The organism is Draconibacterium sp. IB214405, assembly GCF_033963885.1.
GTDB lineage: Bacteria > Bacteroidota > Bacteroidia > Bacteroidales > Prolixibacteraceae > Draconibacterium.
Genome location: NZ_JAXBMA010000011.1, coordinates 1 through 18,853 on the forward strand (window position 1 = coordinate 1; position 18,853 = coordinate 18,853).

Below are 18,853 nucleotides of genomic sequence, written 5' to 3' on the forward strand. Positions count from 1 at the left end.
AAATTAAGAAAACCATCTCTTAATTTTTATACCAACGTGTCCAAATTAGGCTGAAGATTTACAATTGCTTCATTATATGCTTTTAAATATAATACAGTACAAATATACTACATTATATGCATTTAAATATAATTCGGACAACAAAATACACATTATATGTTAAAGCATATATTCTAAAGCTGTCAAACTGATGAAAGTAGCACACGAACGAGCATGTACCCTATATAAACGAAACTCAAAACTCGCAGGGGAAAGTCACCCCTGGAAGCTTCCATATAGGGCCGAAATCATCCCTTAAAACCAAGCAAGGCCTTTAAATTCCATTCTTCACAAAGTTCCTTGTATTCACCAAGTACTTTAATCGCCTCTGAAAGCAAACTGTGCAAGATATCCTCAGAAAAATGTTGGCTCAGGAACTTCAGATCATATTCCAATTGCTGAACAGCAGTCCTAAGCTCAGCGACTTCATCACTTTGATCCGGATCTTCATTTAAATCTTCAGGTAAATAATCGAAGTTGGCAATTTCCACGACATTCTCCTCCACATTGGAGAGAACCATTTCCAATTCTTCAAATTCTTCATCACCTAAAATCTCAATGCTCTGAAGGACATTAAAAACTAAATTATCCAACTCTTTCCCTTTGGCAAACATGGGATGTAAACTCGTCCCGTTATCATGCAAGCCCCATAAATCAAGATCGTAAAGTTCGTCTTGAATTTCGCTTAAATGTAAATCGTACTCATCAACATCTAAGTCTCTCCAAAAACCATATTCCCGAATAAAATCGCGTACCTCCATTAATGCAAAACCAAGCAGGTTGTCTCCGCGCCAATTGTCGGGATTCGTTATTGCCGGATCATCTTCAGTCAAACCTACTCCCCAGATAAAATCGACCGGGCTTGCTTCAACAAGTACTTTATTTCCGGTACTTAAAAGAAATTCGCCCAATTCTCTGTTCTGGCTAAACTTCAGGATATTCCCAAAAACAACAATTCCATACCTGTATCTTTTCCAGATTTCCTCATTAAAGTTCTTTACTTTTCTCCCTATTTCTTTTGCGGCTTTAGGTGTTTCGGTTTGCATAATACCACAACAAGAACGGTGGTCATTAAAAGCGATAGCTTTTTGATGCATCATCCATTGTTCGGTTGAGTGAAAAGGAAAGCCCTGATAGTTGAACGCACACCGGAACCACTGACTCATGCATGATTTGTCGATAAGGCCGGGACTGCTTTGTTCGTGTGTGAAAAAAAACAGAAAGTCAAGCTGATGATTCGCTTTTACCTGCTCTCTTAGAAGGTGAATATTGTATTTGAGTTTCATCCTGTGAATATGGTATTCAATTGAACAATTATTCACAATATATAAAATCAATTTAGTATCTTTCTGAACATAAGAAATAAAATTTACTAACTCCCCTGCAACACTTGCAGGATTGATGTACAGTCGTATGCAATTTGAAAAAGAATTAGATAAGATTATTAATGATAGGTCGAAAGAGAACTTAAAGAACTTTCTGAACTCTTATCTTCTAAAAGCCTACAATTTAGGTTGGAACATGAGTCTTTGGGGCGATGATGCACCGGCACTTGATGCAGCTACCGACAACGAGATTTTAAAGAAAATAAAAGAAGAGCCTTTGCATACAGAAAGTAAAAACAAGTGGGAACACGTTGACGTGATGTCGAATAAAAGCCTTCCGAAAGAATTACAGGAAGCCTATCAAAAAGCCATCCGCTTTGCAGGTGAAAAACACAAAGACCAGAAAATACCCAGCTCTGAAATTAATTACATGGTACATGTTTCAAACGTGGCGATGGAAATATTGATGGCTTACCAGGCAGAGCCCTATTTTGATGTAGTATATGCAGTACAGGTTGCTCTGCTGCATGATGTTCTTGAAGATACCGATACCGGCTATAATGAACTAAAAACGGCTTTCGGAGAAAGAATTACCAATGCAGTACTGGCATTGAGCAAGAATAAAAATATTCAGGATAAATCGGAGCGAATGAAGGACAGCCTAAAAAGGATACTTCAATTGGAGAAGGAAGTTGGAATGGTAAAACTGGCCGACCGGATTACAAACCTACAACCGCCTCCTAAGCATTGGACAAAAGAAAAAGTGATCATGTACAGTGAAGAAGCGCAAATAATTTACATGCACCTAAATCTAACAAATAAGTATTTAGCACACCGTTTAAAAACAAAAGTAGCGCAATACCGACGATATTTAGAATAACTAATCAAAGCCAAGATGAACTCAAAAAACAGCGAATTTAAAGAATTAGAGAAGAAACTAAATGAAGCGTACCTGGCGTTGCTCCGAGATAAGAATGTAGCTAAAACCGAATTGTTAATTAATGAAATAACGAATAAACTTGATGGGTTTGAAAGTAAAGAAGACTCCAATTACTTTCTTGACTATTTATATATGCTACGTAGTAATATCGCAATTTTTATTGCCTCCACTGGTAAAAGAAGCCTGGCAATTTCAATTCTAATTGACCTGGCTAAACTCCAACTTGAGTTTGCAAAAGAAACACGCGAACGCAAACACTTTAAACATGTAAATACGACTGTCCGAAATGCAGGAATGATCTCTCATCAGAGGCATTTAGAAGATACAGATTGTAGAGATTCGGAAAACATACACGAATTGTTTAACATCGTGTTAATGTATAGCAAACAATTAGATGACATAGCAGAGTTACAATTTACCCGACGGATCTACGCTAAATTCTTGAGCACATCAGGAGACAAGGAAAAATTAAACTTAATTCATACTGAACTTTTACAGACATTCAGCGAGTACAGGATTATCCCTGACTCTGGAGGAGATATTGAGAAGCACATGGAAATGATAATGGATGAAGAAAACATGAACAGACGCCTAAGAACGGATCTTAGATCAATTAATTATGAGTCAGCCTTAGGCCAATACGAATATGGGAAATACTTATGTGAAAAAGGCGAAAGCGAAAAAGGTATAGGGGAAATGAAATCTGCACTATTTATTATTGGTTATCTTCATGTTAGTGCCCAGGACATGCTAATATATGATCAAAACTACTTGCCGGACATCAACGAAATAGAAAAAGATATTGCAAGATTTGAACAAGATAAAAAGTCATAAAAGTTTTAGTACACAACATTACCAATTTTACACGATCAATATGAAAAACAACTACTACACAATTCACTAAGCAACAAACAAATACAACGAATCAAAATGAGGATTATAGTTCTCTCAGACACACACGGCAAACACAATAAATTAATAATGCCCGACGGGGATTTACTAATCCACTGTGGCGATATTACATTAAAGGGTACAAAAAATGAAACCATTGATTTCCTCAACTGGTTTGTGGAACAGAATTACTGCCATAAAATCTTAATTGCCGGCAACCACGATTACTATTTGGAAGAGAATCCCGGTTTTATTACCAAAACGTACCCGAATGAATTCTTTTATTTGTTTGATTCCGGGATCGAGATAGAAGGCATTCGCTTTTGGGGTTCGCCGTACACTCCCGAATACAAAAACATGGCTTTTAATTTACAGCGCGGAGAAGAGCTTCAAAAGCACTGGCAAAAAATACCTGAGAATGTAGATATTTTAATCACACACGGTCCGCCAAAAGGTATATTGGATAACACAGTTAATGGCGAAAATGCAGGTTGTGAAGCGCTGCTAAACAAGGTTTATGAAATAAAACCTCAGTTCCACCTTTTCGGGCATGTGCACGAAGCAGTTGGCAACTTCAGCAATGCTTACACCCGGTTTGTTAATGCATCGCTAACTAACAAAGCAAAAGGACTCCAAAATATGAAGCCCTATACTTTTGAAATATGAAACGTGCTGCGTTTGGAAATAGCATTAATCAAATCTAACTTGCTGTTTGTTCCTGACTAAAATTAGTCAGAAGCGATTCGTTGTATTCAATATTCTTACTGAGTTTTGGTAATTTTAATATGCCGGTTATGAGCAGAATAGGAGCTGCAACAGCACCAATAACAAAAGCAAGAACAATATAAATTAGTCCTCTCATAAACCAGTTAAACAATCCTCCTCCTGTAGAATTTATATCAGCAACAGCATCATCCAAACGGTTTTGAGCCTTTTGCTTTTCATCCGGTTTTAGCAATCGGTAAGCAGCAGGAAGACCGGCAACTCCCCAGTACATTGCTCCTTCCCAAAGATTACCTTCGCTTATAGCAACAGTAATCCCGATTGCCAGGAAAATTACGTTAACAACAATTTTTACTATCGTCCACATCTTTGCGTTCCGATCTGATTCAATACTCAAATTAATTTCTTCAAGGTTGCATTTCCTGCAGAGAGCTTTGTTATCTATCGTATATTCCGTTTCATTCACACAGTCGGAACACATTGCAACTCCACATTTTGCACATTCTGCAACCGCAACACAGTCTTGATGGTTAAAACAATTCATAAGTAAAGTATTTTTCAAATGCCTACTCTAAACGATTTTCGGCTTTCTCGCCCTGGTTTTTTATTTCGTTTGGATGCTCAGGGTGTTATTTTCCAAAGTTCCAAAATCACGGAAGGTCACTCCGAATCTGACCACATAAGAATTATCAGCACCTTTCGTTTAACCCAAATGCCGCTTCGGATCTATCTTTTTGCCGTTTTTTACAATCTCGTAGTGCAAATGCATACCGGTTGATTTTCCGGTGCTGCCAACTCTCCCGATGATTGATTCCTTATCAACATGCTCACCTATGCGCACATTAATACTCGAAAGGTGTCCGTACACCGTTACATAGCCATTCCCATGTCTGATCTTTATAAAATTACCATAGCCTTTTACCCACCCAGCTTGTTCGACAATACCACTTGCAGGAGCCAGTACAGGCGTTCCTCTTGGGCAGGACAGATCTATCCCGTCGTGATGGATAATTCGCTTGTAAATGGGATGTGAGCGATATCCAAAAGCAGAACTGATGCTGTACTTCCCCTGCACAGGAGCAATGTTTGGAATGGCATTTACTGCTTGTTGGTATAAACTGTCTTTTATTGCCGTCTCTTTTTCCGCTTGTCCAATCTTTGTTTTTAGTGCTTTAAGCTCTGTATCCAAATCAGCTTCTATCGAGACATAGCGTGGAGTAAGCATTTCGAGATCGACTTCTTCTTTCTCCGCTTCAGGGATTTCAATAACTGCAGGTTTTATCTCTTCTCCCAGTACAATCTTGTTCCAGTCAGTACGGTTTTTAAGGAACCGCTGGTATTCTTCCTCCTTTTGTTTTAGCCAGGCATTATAATCCTTTTCCTTTTCGCTTATCCACGCTTTGTATTCCTGGTTCTTTTTCTTTTTCCAATTCTCGTGGGCATCAGATGTTTCAAGCTGTTTTAAACTTTGTGCACCTCCCCTGTGCCAGGTAAACAGGCATACCACAAGCATAATTATGGTTACGGATGGTTGAGTTTTCATATAAAAGGGAATTAGTTAGCTACTCAGTTCTGAATAATGATATTTTCAATCGTGTGTGCTTTAGATGTTTCACCCCTTCCCGACTCGTCCTTGTCGGCCCAGGTTTGGAAACGCAGGTGAGAGAACGCTCTAATATCGGTGGGCACATCATCAAATATCCATTCGCCTTTAATTACCACACCGGGCGCAAAAGTTTGTGAGTAGAACCAGTAGCTATTTCCAAACGAACTTGCGGATAATTCAAGTACATCGCCGGCTGAAGAATGGAGTGTTGGCCGTGGACTTGATCCCCCGTTAAATTCGGTGGTGTAGCGACCGTTGTTTTGCACATTGAATTTGATGGTTATTTTTCGGTCATCACGTGTACAGCTTAATATGTTCATGGTATACGCTTCGTGTGAAACCGTTTTCGGATAAGCCGACAGCGTAGAAACTTCCACCGGATTACTGTAACTAATGCCGGTTTCATTTTCGGCATAAGCACGCACATAAAAAGTTGTATTTTCAGATGCTCCGTTAAGTTTAGTTGTATAACTTTTTCCGATGCTTAAACTTCCCATGTCTTCAATCAGATTTTGTTTGGTAGGATTTTCATCTGCCGAAACACAAAGACCGTGGCTGATTACCTTAGGTTCACCAACATCGCTAACACCCCAGTTTACAGTCCAGCCTGTTTCTGTAATATCGCTTACCGATGAAATGTAAACCACCGGTGGAGCCGGATCATCGCTTGTTGGATCGAGTGTTGTTACCATGAGCTCGCTGCTGTAAGAAGTTCCTTCGTTGTTCATTGCATAAGCGCGCACATGATAGTTGGTCAACGATTCAAGATTAGAAACTGTAACTGTGTATGTTTTGGTAGTTTCGCTGGTCCCCAGATTGCGTTTCTGATTATTAATGGTAGGATTCGGTTCTTTGCTCCAGACAATTCCGTATTCGCTCACCTTGCTACTTCCAACCGAGGTAATTTCAGCGTTTATCGTAAAGGAGGTTTTGGTAATTGCATCGCTGGTGTTAATATTTACAACAGGCTTGGCACTTTCCATAACTTTCCCCGAAACATTAACCGTTGCATTTCCTGCATCGCCGCCTGCCACCAGTATTGTTCCGTTATAATTGCCGGGAGTCAAACCACTTTTATCGAAAGTAACTTTTACCATCACTTCATCGCTGTTAATGGTGCCGCTCGACGGGCTTACTGTAATCCATTTGTTGCTGGTGCTGATGTTATAGGTAACCGTGCCGTTTCCGGTACGATTTCCAAGAATTATTGATTTCTCGGTTTCAAAAAATCCAAAATCAATGGTGGTGGTGTTCAGTTTTAAACCGGCACCAATAAGTTGTAATCCAAAATCGTTTACCACACTCATGTCGGCTGATACCACCACTTTTTTTATGGTCGATTCGTAGTTATTTTTTGTAACCACACAGTCGTATTCTCCAGCAGGAAGATCCGTGAATTCATAATTCCCGTCGCTGTCACTCAGCTTTGTTCCGGCAGATCCCATGCTCACCGCTGCTCCGGAAAGCGGCTCTCCCGTTTCAATGTCCGTAACAATCCCTTTTGCTGTTCCGGTAACAATCAGAGGTTCTTCTTCAATACAGGAAAAAGCAAGAATTGCGATCAATAATATGATAAAGTGTTTGTTCATTTTTGTTTAAAAATTATAGGTTAATCCATAGAACCGATACTTAAATTCAGAGTCGGTGTAAGCCGTCATTTTCAGATTATCCGGAATCCATGCATATTTTACTTTCCCTTTTGCCAAGGCGGCATCCAGTACATTCCAGACGTAAACGCCAACTGCCGTTCCAAGGACAATATTTCGCCGAAGCTCCCATTCGTCTGCCCGGTTGCGGTACTCTTTTATCAGCGACAGTTTTGTTGTTTCGTTTGATTTCCGAACATTGTCGGTGTACTGCATTCCGGAATACACAGCCGAACCAACTAAAACTCCTTCAGCAGCCAGAAAACAAAGTCCTTTGCCTGTTTGCTTTTTATAAAACTGTCCCCAGCCCGGAACCAAAGCAGAGCGCCAAACGGCCGCAAATCCGTACGATTGAGAATATTCAGGGACAATCGGAGTAAACTCCTTTTCGGACACCGCGTACAGCACCCACATCTGGTACTTGTCAAAGCTTTTTTCGTAATACTCGTCAAGCGCCGCAAACGACATACTGTATTCGTCTCCCGCGATTTTATAAGAATCAATGTGTTTTGTCGATTCATTGTAGGAAGCAACTCCGCTGGAATATAGGTCCTCACTCTGCATCTCAATGTTTCTTTCCGATTCCACTTTAACGCCTGACGAGAAACCAAGTTCCATGATCAGAAACAGCCGGGCATCTTCTCTGGAATCCTTTACCGACTTTCCTTCTCCGTGGGCAATCACATAGCGGAAATTTCCTGCTGCGGGTGGTAAATTCCCTTTTACCCAGGGTTGCTTTTCGTGGTGAGATTTACTTTGCTGTGCTTTCAGAGTATTTGGGGAAACAGCCAGAAGTAAAACTACCACAAAAAGCAGATGGAGTCTTTGGGGAAATATTTTCTTATTCGCTGACATCAAAACCTTCTTCGATGTATTTTGAAATCATTCGTGCATGCTCCTGTTTTAATTTCGATTCGGCTAAAGCTACTTTTGCTGCCCGCATCCGTGCCTGCGCCGCAGCTTCTTCATCGACAATAAACCAGGTTTGGTACGCATAGTTTTTTTCTTTCTTCTTAATCAGCGAAAAGGTAGCGTTTATCGAACCCTGTATCTCTGCCTGCACTTTACGCTCGTAAGCAGCATAAAAATTGTCAATTCCATTAGGCAGCTCCGTTGCCGCATTATTCGACAGTTCGGTTGTAACCTTTCCTTTGAGAAAAGCTCCGGCCGAATTTGCATAAGTGATAGCAGCATTGTCATAGGCATGCTGTTTCCCGAGATTTGCGCTTTCGCAGTTACTCACCTCACCAATTATCTCCCTTTTCTGCTCGTTAGAGTTTAAGGTTTTTAAATGCTTCATTACTGCAGCTTCAAGCGTTAAACTGCTTCCGGAAACTTCCCAGCCGTCCTTTTTTAGTTCTTTTGTTTTTTTCTTGTAAACTTTACTTAGCTCCTTTTGATACTTCTTATCGCTTTGTGCATGCACAACAACCGATGGTACAAGGGCTAAAATCATTACTACTAAAATTGCTTGTTTCATTCGTTTCATAACTTCTCAGTTTTAAGATTAATACTGTTTAATCAAGAGAGGTTATGTGAAAGCGAAATCTTACAACACAACTATTTTTTTTTGAAAAAATGTGGATTATTTAATTCAAAATGGACGTTACACGCTGATCTACTGCATGTTGATAAATATTAAAATTTTGCAAAAACAGGCACAAAAACTGAATGCCAAGTGAGAAATTCTAAATCTGATGGATTTAAAGGGGGCTTTTGTAGATCTTGTCGGATGAAAGGTTACGATTTGCGAAGTGCTTTGAGCATAAAAAAGTCAGAATCCTGCCAGGCATCCATAAAAACATCAGATGCAACTGTTTTAATTCCTTCAAAAACTACCGGGTCCTGAATTGAAATGCCTACAATTGTTTCACCTTCTTTTTCCACTCCAACAACCAAGACCACATGATCCGGGATCTCCTCAATAAGATCCTCCTGCTCTTCACGTTTTTGTTCTTCCGGGCTGTCACTCCATAATTCGCCCGAATCAACTGCCACAATTACTTTACTCCCGGCTTTACACGCCAGTTCCAGTTCCTGCAAAGTTGTATCAATTATCCTGTTGGTTTCTATGCCGTGTTTATTGAGTGTTTTGCCTACATGTTCCAGCAACATTCCTTTGCCTTCAACATACCAGCCCTCTTGCCGGGCTTCTTCAAGCAGTTCTTTTTCCGGGATTTTAATATCAAATTCGGCTAAAACAAGTTGCTGTACTTTTACGGCGCAGGTGTAATCCTTTTTACAATATTTACACTTGTTGGTGTGATGATGTTGTTGGCCATTATCGTTATTTCCGGCAGCATGGTAATTAAGAATTTCAATCGACTCATCTCCAGGAGTACCTTGTTCCGAACCAGTTACAACTTCTTCCAGTTCTGATTCCAGTGCAGCCCGCACAATATTGTAGCAGGTCGGGCAATGATCCAGATGAAGTAAAACCAGATCTTCATCCTTTTCAGATAAAGTACCCTCAATAAACTGAGCCAGCACATTATCATCCGGACAAATTGTATATGTCTTATTTTTCTCCATCTACCAATTTTTTAAAATTTTTTCGGGCCCGGTGTATTAGCACATAAGCATTTTTTATACTTACACCCATCATTTCGGCAATTTCTTCTCGCTCAAAACCCTTCAACAAATATGTAAGTATTTTCCGGTCTTTTGAATTAGGAAGCTTATTTATTAAATCTTCCAGTTCAGAATGCGCCAAATTGTATTCGTTCAACATGCTTTTTTGTAATATGGTTTCATTTACAAGAGGCATAAAACGACCTTTTTCTTTCAACTCATTCCGGTATTTATTCAGAAAATGGCGGTAGGCCACCGTTCCAAGCCATGTTTTTAGTTGCGACTTAAAGTTGAAGGTTCGCAAAATTCTCCAGTCATTCTTATTCAGTAGGATATAAATATCATGAATCAGATCGGCGGAGTTTACATCGATGTCATTTTTTAAATCGTATTTCCCGATCCGGTTAAAAATGTATCTGCAATTGTTATTCAGATAATGAACCAGCAGTTCGGCATTTCCATCCAGGGCATTTTGCACAATACGCCTGTCTGTGCTAATATCAGTAATATTATTGCCGGATTTCATCAATGTTTATTGGCTAAAAATTAGTTCAGTACAAAAGTTGCCTGTTGTTGGTCAACTTATTATGGTTTTTTGTTTTGTATAAAAGTAACTTTTTAAAACATTATGTTTTTAGTTTTTGATAGCCGGTTTAGGATTTTAACTTATGATTAATATTGAAATTTTTGGTATTCAAGTCGTTGAGCGATGACATGAAGTCATATGCTTATTAGCCATCGTGAAAAATTAAGTTCTGATGTTGAGCACTGAAGTCGGACTATGAATCTCCTAATATTTTTCGCATCCTTCCTTCATCATATTTAATTCCAGGATATTCTTTAAAAATAAACTGGAAAAAATTTTCTCTTTCATTACGCGAATTAAGCCGGTATACAATATTTGTCACATGATTATAATTACCTTTATTATCTATATGATTAAAAAAGTATTTCGCATCATTTAGATTATTTATTGTTTGAATGGTATATTTATACCATTCAGCTCGATGATAAGATGGTACCTTCCAATTAGGATATTTAACCGTAAGTGATTTGAATTCACTAAAAGTACGAACAACCTCTAAGTGTTTGCTCCTGTCCTTTTTTGTTTTCGCACAAAATTCCGTTAGTTTTTCTTGATCATCAATGTTCAGTTGTGCTTTCACATCTTCTATCACTTGTTTATTGTCTATTGCATTTAATCCCTGTGTAAAATATTTTGCATCTTCGATTTTAGCTATACTGTTCAATATGCTCCTATACCAAGGAGCGTTGTAATTAGGGAAATATGAGCCAGGAAATATCTCTATCAAAGCTCGAAATTCATTTATATCACTACAGAGATATAAACAAGACAAACTTAAATTATCTCTGTCAGGTTTATTTAAAACAAACTTCTTTTTCTCTTCAATGCTATCCAGTTGTTTCATAAGATGGACAACCTGAAGATCTTTTCTCCAAGCATCATCCAGATAATCATAAAAATAATTTGCATCATCCAAGTTGTTAATACTGCTTACCACTCGCTTGTACCAGAGAGTATTTTTATTAACCACTATATCCGGAATAATCTTCTGAATATCTTTAAAGTCATTAAGATTATTACAAGAAAAATGCAAAATAGATTCTTTTAAATTGTTTCTGTCGGGTTTGTTTTTAATAAATCTCTTTTTGTCTTCTAGGCTTCCTAATTGTTTTAGAATGTCAACAACTTGATTATCCATTTTCCAATCATCATCTAATGCTTCATAGAAATAATTTGCATCATTTAAATTTTGAATACTCTGTATCACTCTTTTATACCAAGGATTACCTTGACAATTTGAAGAAACTAAATCTGGGAAAACAGAACGAATAAGTCTAAATTCATTAATATCTTGGCAGGACCACTGCCAAGATCTGGCGAGAGTTTCTTTATCTGGCTCATTGGAGATATATTCATTAATTTTATTGGGCTCGTTTAATTGTTTTACAAAATCTACTTTCCACGAATTTTTTATTCGACTATAGAGCAAACTGGCATCCTCTGCACAGCTTATTGAGTTTATTGTATTCTTAAACCAATCCAATTCCCAAGGTAAAAAGTCCTTGTGTTTCGGAATTCTCCATTTAGAATCGAAGGCAAATACCTGTCTTACTTCTTGTATGTTATTTGCTTGTTGAAGCCAGAGATATAACAACTGAGACCAGAATCTCGTATCGTTTTTGAAAAACTTGATTTCAGTTGCAGTTAAAAGTGAAAACTGATGTGTGGTATATTCAAAACATCTACTCTCACCATTCTTATATAATGTGAATTTTTCAACAAATTGATAATAGGTTTCTTTATCCGGTGCTACAACCCTGTCTTCCCGAATAGCATCTACTATCATCTTTACATCTGAAAAAGCTTTACATTTAACAAATAGGGAATTGTAGTTTCGTATATTTTTTGTCGTAGATTCTTTAATTGAAGCAATTGCTTCTTCCAAATCTCTATCACGATTCAATATCGCATTTCTACTGCAATCTAATCTATAACTATACTCATTTTCTTTATTTAGCAATAGCTCCTGAAGATTTTGTTTTTCCTCATCCAAATCGAGTTTATCTCGGATAAAACACAACCAGATATTAAACGTTCTATCAAGATTTTCTCTGTCAATATCCCCTCGTTCTGGGATTAATATTTTTTCCTCCAGTTCTGTAAATACGTCAATAAACTCTTGATATGAAGTTACTTTTTTCAATAAGTTATTGTATAACACATGATTCGGACGAGGAGCCTGACGAAATACGACTCTTGCTTCTTCAAAGTTATCACAACATTCTAACCATATAGAATAAGTGGCTACATCAGGAATTATTCCGAACGATTCTAATTCTTTCAACGTTTCTGCAACCATCTGACTTTCCCCAGTCTGCTTGAAAACGTTTAATGCCTTATTAAGTCCATAGGTGTCTAATTGATGTTGTTGAGCCAGCTTTAGTATCGACGATTTAGGTGAAAAGTCACTACTCTTTTTCCATTTATAAAAGGTTATGATCTTCTCGACTATTAATTTAGGTAAGGGTGAACTATAAAATTTACCCCAATATTCTGACAAGGCAATCAAATCTTCATCCGATGTAATTTCGTGTGATAATTGTGATAAAAATTCTGGCGTTGGGGTGTAGTTTAAATCTTCAAATTCTTCTATTTTTTTTATTTTATTCGCGTAGCCGTCATAAGGTTCCAAAAAATTTTTAATACATAAATCATCATGTGATATTTCTGTTTTTGCAATATATTTTACATAGAGATCGAAATATTTTTCGTGTGCTGATTTTAATTTCTCATTCCGAAGGATTGACCTATAGGTAAAACTATCAGGATTGTATTTGTTCTGTAGCTCAACCATTAAATCATCAAAATTCTCATAGCTTATTATCCCTAGAAGGACATTAAATGAATCAAGAGATATTTTAGTTTTAGTTAAATGAGCTTTTTGAAATATTTCACATGCCATTTCCTCTCCATCCTCTTGAGAACTGCAACCAATGAGAAGTTTATTGAGACTGTACTTGTTAAGGACGAAATGTCTATATTTTTCATTAAACAGTTCACTAAACACATCTATCGGCCTAGCACCTAATATCTTAAGTTTCTGCACAATCAATGAAACCACAGAATATTCAAGATTAAGGGTACTGTTCTTCATCTCATTAAATACAAATTCTATTTGTTCAGAATTCTGTGTTTTTTTCATTAAATAATCAAATGAAAAATCATCTGGTGTTAATATTCTTTCATACCATTCTTTCGCTTCGCAATAATCTCTTGAGATTTGAGTCAACTTATTAAGAACTCGAATATTAATAAGGCGCTTTGGAATATTATTGATGGCAGATTGAGGATCCTTTGTATATTGCAAATGGGATATTAATGATACCATATCAGGCTTAATGTACTTATGTTCCAGACCCCATTTATAGAGCTTTGCATTATGCCTTTTACATCTTTTCAAAGCTTCATTAAATAATTCAAGGCCAAATTCAAAATGTTCCTCAGTTACACTGAATTTTGGAATATAACTATCAATAATATTCTCATATTCTTCTAATGACCAGTGAAACCTTCTATCCCGAATTAGGTGCCTCACGCATAACTTAAATTTATGCAGTTTATTTTCTTTAAAATAACATAGCGCATAGTCTTTTCTTCCAAAAGTTTTTAGAATCAAATGATAAGTAGCTTCGTTATACTGAAAAATCTCTTTAAGCTTCGGACATACCTCCAATAGTTCAACTTCAGTAAAATTGTTTAAAAGACTATTTAAAATATTGACTTTCTTGGGCTTATGCACTGATGCATTTGTTTCGTATTTTGTATCTTCTATTGATTGTGATAGATTAAGAATTTGTGTGACCTCATACTTTGTAGTTGCATATTTACTCAATGTTTGTATTGTTACAACATCATATCTTGACTCTTCACCAAGATACTTTCGAGCAAGTAGTTTGGCTACCTCAAAAGCAGTTAATTTCTTTTTCTTATTTGCTTCTTTAAATACTTGAACTGTCTTTTGAATGTATGCATTGTAGACCCGATTTATTAACCTATCATCTATTCTGTTCCTGAACAGATGTTTAATGTTAATCGCCTTTGGATGAACTATTAGTCGAGCAATATTTTTATTGTTCTTTGCATATTTAAGTATTTCCTTTTCAACATCTTGAAAAGAAAGTGTTTTAACTATATTTTTATAATAATCTTCATCAACGTGGATATCATCTTTATCGAATTCATTAGGTGAAATTTTATATAGAATTCCAAAATTAGCAAGAACCATTATTGGCTTCATCACATCCTCGATGCTGATTTTAAGCTGAGAATCTCGCTTCAGATTATAATATGAAATGTAATTATTTTGGGATACGGCATTATTTTGTAGCTTTTGGTTTAAATAATTAACAACTGATATACTTTGACACTGTTTATCTTTTGCTAAATATGTGATATTTCTAATAGCATCAAGCACATCATTTACAAATGGTAATTGTTCGTCCTTTTTGTAGCTTTCCCATGGGTAGCTAATTCCCAATAAAGCACCAATTGTTAGACCTTTTCTATGTGAGTAGCCCGTAAATTTTATAATTTCACTTACTTGCTCTTTAGTAAGAATCTTGATTTTGATCTTATCAAATGTTGCTCCAACTACAATTTTACCAAACTTAGTTTGAATCAATTCAGCTTTTATCAAATTATACTCAAATTCTGTACAGGAAGCTATTATTGGAAAATCAGAATAATATTCAAGAAGCTTTTCAATTTTTATGTTTGACAGATAACATTTATATAACTCTTCAAAAACAATAATAATATCATTAGCTTGTCTATATGATTTAAGGGATTCTATTTTTTGTAATGTAGCATTTATATTATCTTCAGTAATAAGAATAATTTTATTAAAAGGTGATTTCTCCGATTTTAAATAGTGATAAATAGCCCTTGATTTTCCAGCAAGTGATTTTCCATATAGTAAAACTTTCGGTGTTTGATAGCTATTTCTGAAAATTTCAACAATTTCTCCATCAATGTCGTCTCTTTCATAGTAAAACGAATCAATAAAACCTGATCTTTGATCCCCTCTCTGACCAAGAATATCCGAGGGCTTTAATGCAGAAGTATTTATCATTTCTAAATTTGCTGCAGTATTGCTAAGCTCAGGGAATTTTTCTACAATTTTTTTGCCTAGCTCTTCAGAAACAAATTGATCAACCTTAGTAAAGTCTCCTGAAAAATCACAAACATTGAATTCTTTGAATATATCAATATGAGTTTTTAGTTCTTCGGGTAAATCCTCACTTTTCGGAACCTCTGTTCTATTTACCAAAACTGGGAAAAAGATTACTTTATGACTTGATTTTAGTGTACATAATATTTCTGTTAAAACAAAGTCATCTTCATGCTTTTCTTTCTTTTCACGGAATTGGGCTTCCCAATCCCTATTAATTATTAAAATTAATGCCTTACAGGCAATTGCATTCTTTTCAATTTCTTGTTTGAATTCATCTCCCACTCCCATGCTTCTTTTATCAAAAAACAAATCGTCTTCGTGGATATTATATCTATATTTAAGCAAATCATTTATGTGCGCAACAAACCCTTTATAATTTGTCTCTTCATTTGTTTTTCTCCTATAACTAATAAATACAGAACATGCCATAATTATTTTTCCTCCTTCTTTCTTAAAACAGTAAACCCATTTTCTTTTAAATTCTTGATCATGTTCACAACTAGCTCTTTATCGTACTCTTGTACTTGTTCATTCGTTTTGCCAAGTTGTTCCCATGTTAATATATCCGGGTGAGTTTTATACTTATCTTCTCTTGGCCCTAGAGTCCATCCTGCCATTACTCTTTCCCCCACATATCTTGCATGTTCTGTTTGAGCCATCGCTTCAGAATGGATCACTTCAATGTTTTCCACCTTTTCGTAAAGTGTGTTGTCATAATTTTCATTTTCGATTAAATAATATCCTAGACCTTTAAGTTTTAATATGTAACTGTCAGCTAGATGTCGGTTCGACCACTTATACATCTCTGCCAGGTCTTCATATGGTAATTCACTTGGCTTAGCAGGAGAATTCCGATTGAGCCATTCCATTTGCTCCCCAGTCTCCAAATATGTTTTGTGCGCTGTTTGCGCTAACTTTTCTCGTTTTTGGTAATCCCTTAGAGCCATTAATTCAGTATCAAGCATCCCAAAGAAGGAGAAATGGGTGTATGCATTACTTCGTTCAGCTAGTCCCAGTTCTTTTGGTGGTATCTTTGCACGCCTCAGTAATTCTCCACCCTCTGCAATCTCTTGCCGAATCCAAATAGGGGTTTCTTTTTTGAAAACGATTTTTGGTAGATTAAGTGCAGCTTTAAATGCTTCACTTGTATTTCCAAGTGCAATTATAAAATGGGGTTGTATTTCGTATTTTAAATAAATTTCTTGGATGTAAGTTTGTACTTGATGAGATAAGAAGTTGTTATTAATAGTATCAAACTCAAAATCATATAATGATTGAAATCCGGGATAATTAAGAGAAAATTCCTCAAAAAGCTCATCAGCTTTCTTATCAATTATAGTAATTTTTGTAGTTGAATGATTGGGAAAATGTAACAGTCGTATCGCATTTCTAACAATACTTTGCCCCATTGTATTAAATCCAACAATTATTAACTCCAACCTTTTATTTCTATTTGATTGAAAGTCTTCGGCAGGAATTGATAATTTAAATAGATCTTTCTGATCAGGATGAATGCTTAACGGATCAGCAAATATTCTTCTACTCCATTCATCATAGTAATTTATTAATCTGAATTCAATTTTACTATTTGATTCAATATTATAATCTTTAATTACATCATAAAAAGTTTGATTTTCGATAAAGAGACTTACTGGTATAGGTTTATTATTTTTCTTTTTGTTGGAATGCGTTATTATACGGTTTTGAATAAGTTTAAAACTAGATAAACTTTTATTATCCCGTTCCCAATCACTTGATTCGCCTAATATGTAAATTGATGATGCTTTTTCCGGATATAATTGAAGTACATCTTCGACAGAATCTCTTTTACATTGATAATAGATTATTTCCTTTCTCTCTTTTAAACTTAAAAGAACGTTTATTTTTTCTTTAATTTCATCAGGATGGTTAGAAGTTTGAATTATAATTTTTTGTTTAGTCTTTTCTGCGATTTTCTTTTTTATTTCTCCAATAATATAATCCTCATAACCTGCAATAACTACATGATTGGTAAGTTTATATCGGACAAACCCCTCATTAATCCTTTCGATTCTTCGTTCGATCATGTTGGTTAAGGTTGAAATAAAAACTCCATTAAATAAGATTGCACCAACAATTGCAATAATTGCCGCATACCATTTCTTCCCATCAGCAGCCATATGTACGTTTCCGGGATCAATATATTGAGAAAAAATTCCCAGGAATCGATTATTCATAGAGGAGTTTATTCCATCATGAGTTGGTTGACTTTCCGGGACGTTCACAACTTCCTTAACTTTTGGATCTACTGGTTTTTCCAGATTGGGAGGATTATTTACCACCAAAAAACTAAAAATCCAAAAGAATAAAAATGTTGTCATGACTATTAGAAGCCATGAAAGAATTTGCTTTCTGGAGGATCCTGAGATAAATTTGTCTATACCATATTGGATTTTAGATAATGGTCTCATATTTTATTTATTTGATAACCAGAATTAAGAATAAATTGTATGGTTTGCAACGCCGTATTTCTATCATAATTTTTCTCTTCTTCGGATAGATCTTCATAATCGATCAAACAAGGATGAGTCTTCAGTTCATCATTTCTTCTATGACCATACCGCCATCCTTGATTAATTCGTTCCGTCATCCATGTGTTGTGAACATTTTTAGCTAACTGTTCCAACAATAGACTTAATTCGTCTGGAATTGCAATATTTTTATTCATTGATACAATGGTTTTGTTTGGTATAATTATTATTTGAAGAATCGTATATAATTAAGGGCTACAACTATTAGGGGCCATAGTCCAGGTAGTTGATTCCGAATTCAATGCTTTCTAAACTAATGATTATTTAATAATAATTAATATGTAAACATATTAGAATGATTCTAAATTTGGTAGTAGCATATTGTTTTAATTCATATATTCGTACAAACAAGTTCAAATACATGATGTAAACTTTAGGTGTGGAATTCGGGAGTTGCAGAAACCACCACACGCTATCGCACTGATAATGAAAGCATTAAAAAACAGGTTCAAGCCCAGGTGGGCCCACCCAATTGGGGAGTTTGTTAGAAATAACAGAATCCCTTTTTTTATGACCATTCAAATCCCTTGATATCTCTGGGATTAGAGAAAAGAATCCATTTATTCTGGTGGTTCGATATTGGTCTTTTTCTCGATTATAGACAATTCCTTCAGGAAACAACAATTTTTGGAATATACGCTTTCCGTATAAATCTGAATTATCCCACAATTCCAAGGGATTCAGGCATATCCTAACAGCAAAATCGATCACCTTTTTCAGTGTTTAACGTCAGAACCTATTGGACAAATTTTTCTATAAACTTAAGAGATACTTTTTACATTT

The 18,853-nt window shown here is 36.0% G+C and carries 14 protein-coding genes; 3 read left to right on the forward strand and 11 right to left on the reverse strand.

Features of this window, described 5'->3' with window-relative positions:
- Window positions 1–287 precede the first annotated feature (287 nt).
- Window positions 288–1,325 carry an NADAR family protein gene (locus SLH46_RS21250; RefSeq protein WP_320283240.1) on the reverse strand — a complete coding sequence of 346 codons (1,038 nt, stop codon included), beginning with the start codon at window positions 1,323–1,325 and terminating at the stop codon, window positions 288–290.
- Window positions 1,326–1,452: 127 nt separating this feature from the next.
- Here SLH46_RS21250 and SLH46_RS21255 point away from each other — a divergent pair, with 127 nt between their 5' ends.
- The 3 genes from SLH46_RS21255 to SLH46_RS21265 all read left to right on the forward strand — a co-directional run bounded on the left by SLH46_RS21255 (window position 1,453) and on the right by SLH46_RS21265 (window position 3,861).
- Complete coding sequence (locus SLH46_RS21255; RefSeq protein ID WP_320283241.1) at window positions 1,453–2,244, forward strand: HD domain-containing protein; 792 nt, start codon at window positions 1,453–1,455, stop codon at window positions 2,242–2,244.
- A 15-nt stretch (window positions 2,245–2,259) separates the two neighbouring features.
- Window positions 2,260–3,138, forward strand: coding sequence for a hypothetical protein (locus tag SLH46_RS21260; RefSeq protein ID WP_320283242.1), 879 nt, complete (start codon window positions 2,260–2,262; stop codon window positions 3,136–3,138).
- A 96-nt stretch (window positions 3,139–3,234) separates the two neighbouring features.
- Window positions 3,235–3,861, forward strand: a complete 627-nt coding sequence (locus tag SLH46_RS21265; protein ID WP_320283243.1) for a metallophosphatase domain-containing protein — start codon at window positions 3,235–3,237, stop codon at window positions 3,859–3,861.
- A gap of 34 nt (window positions 3,862–3,895) precedes the next feature.
- Here the strand turns inward: SLH46_RS21265 and SLH46_RS21270 are convergent, their stop codons facing one another.
- The 10 genes from SLH46_RS21270 to SLH46_RS21315 all read right to left on the reverse strand — a co-directional run bounded on the left by SLH46_RS21270 (window position 3,896) and on the right by SLH46_RS21315 (window position 18,207).
- On the reverse strand, window positions 3,896–4,462 hold the full coding sequence (locus tag SLH46_RS21270) for a hypothetical protein (RefSeq protein WP_320283244.1): 567 nt from the start codon (window positions 4,460–4,462) through the stop codon (window positions 3,896–3,898).
- Between the two features lie 159 nt (window positions 4,463–4,621).
- Window positions 4,622–5,461, reverse strand: a complete 840-nt coding sequence (locus tag SLH46_RS21275) for a M23 family metallopeptidase (protein ID WP_320283245.1) — start codon at window positions 5,459–5,461, stop codon at window positions 4,622–4,624.
- Between the two features lie 23 nt (window positions 5,462–5,484).
- Window positions 5,485–7,113, reverse strand: a complete 1,629-nt coding sequence (locus SLH46_RS21280) for a carboxypeptidase regulatory-like domain-containing protein (RefSeq protein ID WP_320283246.1) — start codon at window positions 7,111–7,113, stop codon at window positions 5,485–5,487.
- A gap of 6 nt (window positions 7,114–7,119) precedes the next feature.
- A complete protein-coding gene (locus SLH46_RS21285) occupies window positions 7,120–8,025 on the reverse strand; it encodes a DUF5683 domain-containing protein (protein ID WP_320283247.1) in 906 nt (301 codons plus the stop codon).
- A complete protein-coding gene (locus tag SLH46_RS21290; protein WP_320283248.1) occupies window positions 8,012–8,659 on the reverse strand; it encodes a hypothetical protein in 648 nt (215 codons plus the stop codon). Before SLH46_RS21290 ends, SLH46_RS21285 begins: the two co-directional genes overlap by 14 nt.
- 251 nt (window positions 8,660–8,910) lie before the next feature.
- Window positions 8,911–9,702 carry a zf-HC2 domain-containing protein gene (locus tag SLH46_RS21295; protein WP_320283249.1) on the reverse strand — a complete coding sequence of 264 codons (792 nt, stop codon included), beginning with the start codon at window positions 9,700–9,702 and terminating at the stop codon, window positions 8,911–8,913.
- The gene (locus SLH46_RS21300) at window positions 9,689–10,267 is read right to left on the reverse strand and encodes an RNA polymerase sigma factor (RefSeq protein WP_320283250.1); all 579 of its coding nucleotides are present in this window, start codon (window positions 10,265–10,267) and stop codon (window positions 9,689–9,691) included. Before SLH46_RS21300 ends, SLH46_RS21295 begins: the two co-directional genes overlap by 14 nt.
- 253 nt (window positions 10,268–10,520) lie before the next feature.
- Entirely contained in the window at window positions 10,521–15,929 is a 5,409-nt protein-coding gene (locus SLH46_RS21305; RefSeq protein ID WP_320283251.1) for a hypothetical protein, read from the reverse strand.
- A 2-nt stretch (window positions 15,930–15,931) separates the two neighbouring features.
- Window positions 15,932–17,950 (reverse strand): hypothetical protein, encoded by a 2,019-nt coding sequence (locus SLH46_RS21310; protein WP_320283252.1) that lies wholly within the window; start codon window positions 17,948–17,950, stop codon window positions 15,932–15,934.
- The gene (locus SLH46_RS21315; protein WP_320283253.1) at window positions 17,947–18,207 is read right to left on the reverse strand and encodes a RyR domain-containing protein; all 261 of its coding nucleotides are present in this window, start codon (window positions 18,205–18,207) and stop codon (window positions 17,947–17,949) included. The genes SLH46_RS21310 and SLH46_RS21315 overlap by 4 nt, the downstream gene beginning before the upstream one ends.
- Window positions 18,208–18,853: the final 646 nt, after the last annotated feature.

What these genes read in the sequence shown, in the direction of transcription:
- SLH46_RS21315 (WP_320283253.1), bottom strand. Translation starts at nt 18,207, where the DNA reads ATGAATAAAAATATTGCAATTCCAGACGAATTAAGTCTATTGTTGGAA.
- SLH46_RS21260 (WP_320283242.1), top strand. Translation starts at nt 2,260, where the DNA reads ATGAACTCAAAAAACAGCGAATTTAAAGAATTAGAGAAGAAACTAAAT.
- SLH46_RS21255 (WP_320283241.1), top strand. Translation starts at nt 1,453, where the DNA reads ATGCAATTTGAAAAAGAATTAGATAAGATTATTAATGATAGGTCGAAA.
- SLH46_RS21295 (WP_320283249.1), bottom strand. Translation starts at nt 9,702, where the DNA reads ATGGAGAAAAATAAGACATATACAATTTGTCCGGATGATAATGTGCTG.
- SLH46_RS21305 (WP_320283251.1), bottom strand. Translation starts at nt 15,929, where the DNA reads ATGGCATGTTCTGTATTTATTAGTTATAGGAGAAAAACAAATGAAGAG.
- SLH46_RS21290 (WP_320283248.1), bottom strand. Translation starts at nt 8,659, where the DNA reads ATGAAACGAATGAAACAAGCAATTTTAGTAGTAATGATTTTAGCCCTT.
- SLH46_RS21265 (WP_320283243.1), top strand. Translation starts at nt 3,235, where the DNA reads ATGAGGATTATAGTTCTCTCAGACACACACGGCAAACACAATAAATTA.
- SLH46_RS21270 (WP_320283244.1), bottom strand. Translation starts at nt 4,462, where the DNA reads ATGAATTGTTTTAACCATCAAGACTGTGTTGCGGTTGCAGAATGTGCA.
- SLH46_RS21310 (WP_320283252.1), bottom strand. Translation starts at nt 17,950, where the DNA reads ATGAGACCATTATCTAAAATCCAATATGGTATAGACAAATTTATCTCA.
- SLH46_RS21280 (WP_320283246.1), bottom strand. Translation starts at nt 7,113, where the DNA reads ATGAACAAACACTTTATCATATTATTGATCGCAATTCTTGCTTTTTCC.
- SLH46_RS21285 (WP_320283247.1), bottom strand. Translation starts at nt 8,025, where the DNA reads ATGTCAGCGAATAAGAAAATATTTCCCCAAAGACTCCATCTGCTTTTT.
- SLH46_RS21300 (WP_320283250.1), bottom strand. Translation starts at nt 10,267, where the DNA reads ATGAAATCCGGCAATAATATTACTGATATTAGCACAGACAGGCGTATT.
- SLH46_RS21275 (WP_320283245.1), bottom strand. Translation starts at nt 5,461, where the DNA reads ATGAAAACTCAACCATCCGTAACCATAATTATGCTTGTGGTATGCCTG.
- SLH46_RS21250 (WP_320283240.1), bottom strand. Translation starts at nt 1,325, where the DNA reads ATGAAACTCAAATACAATATTCACCTTCTAAGAGAGCAGGTAAAAGCG.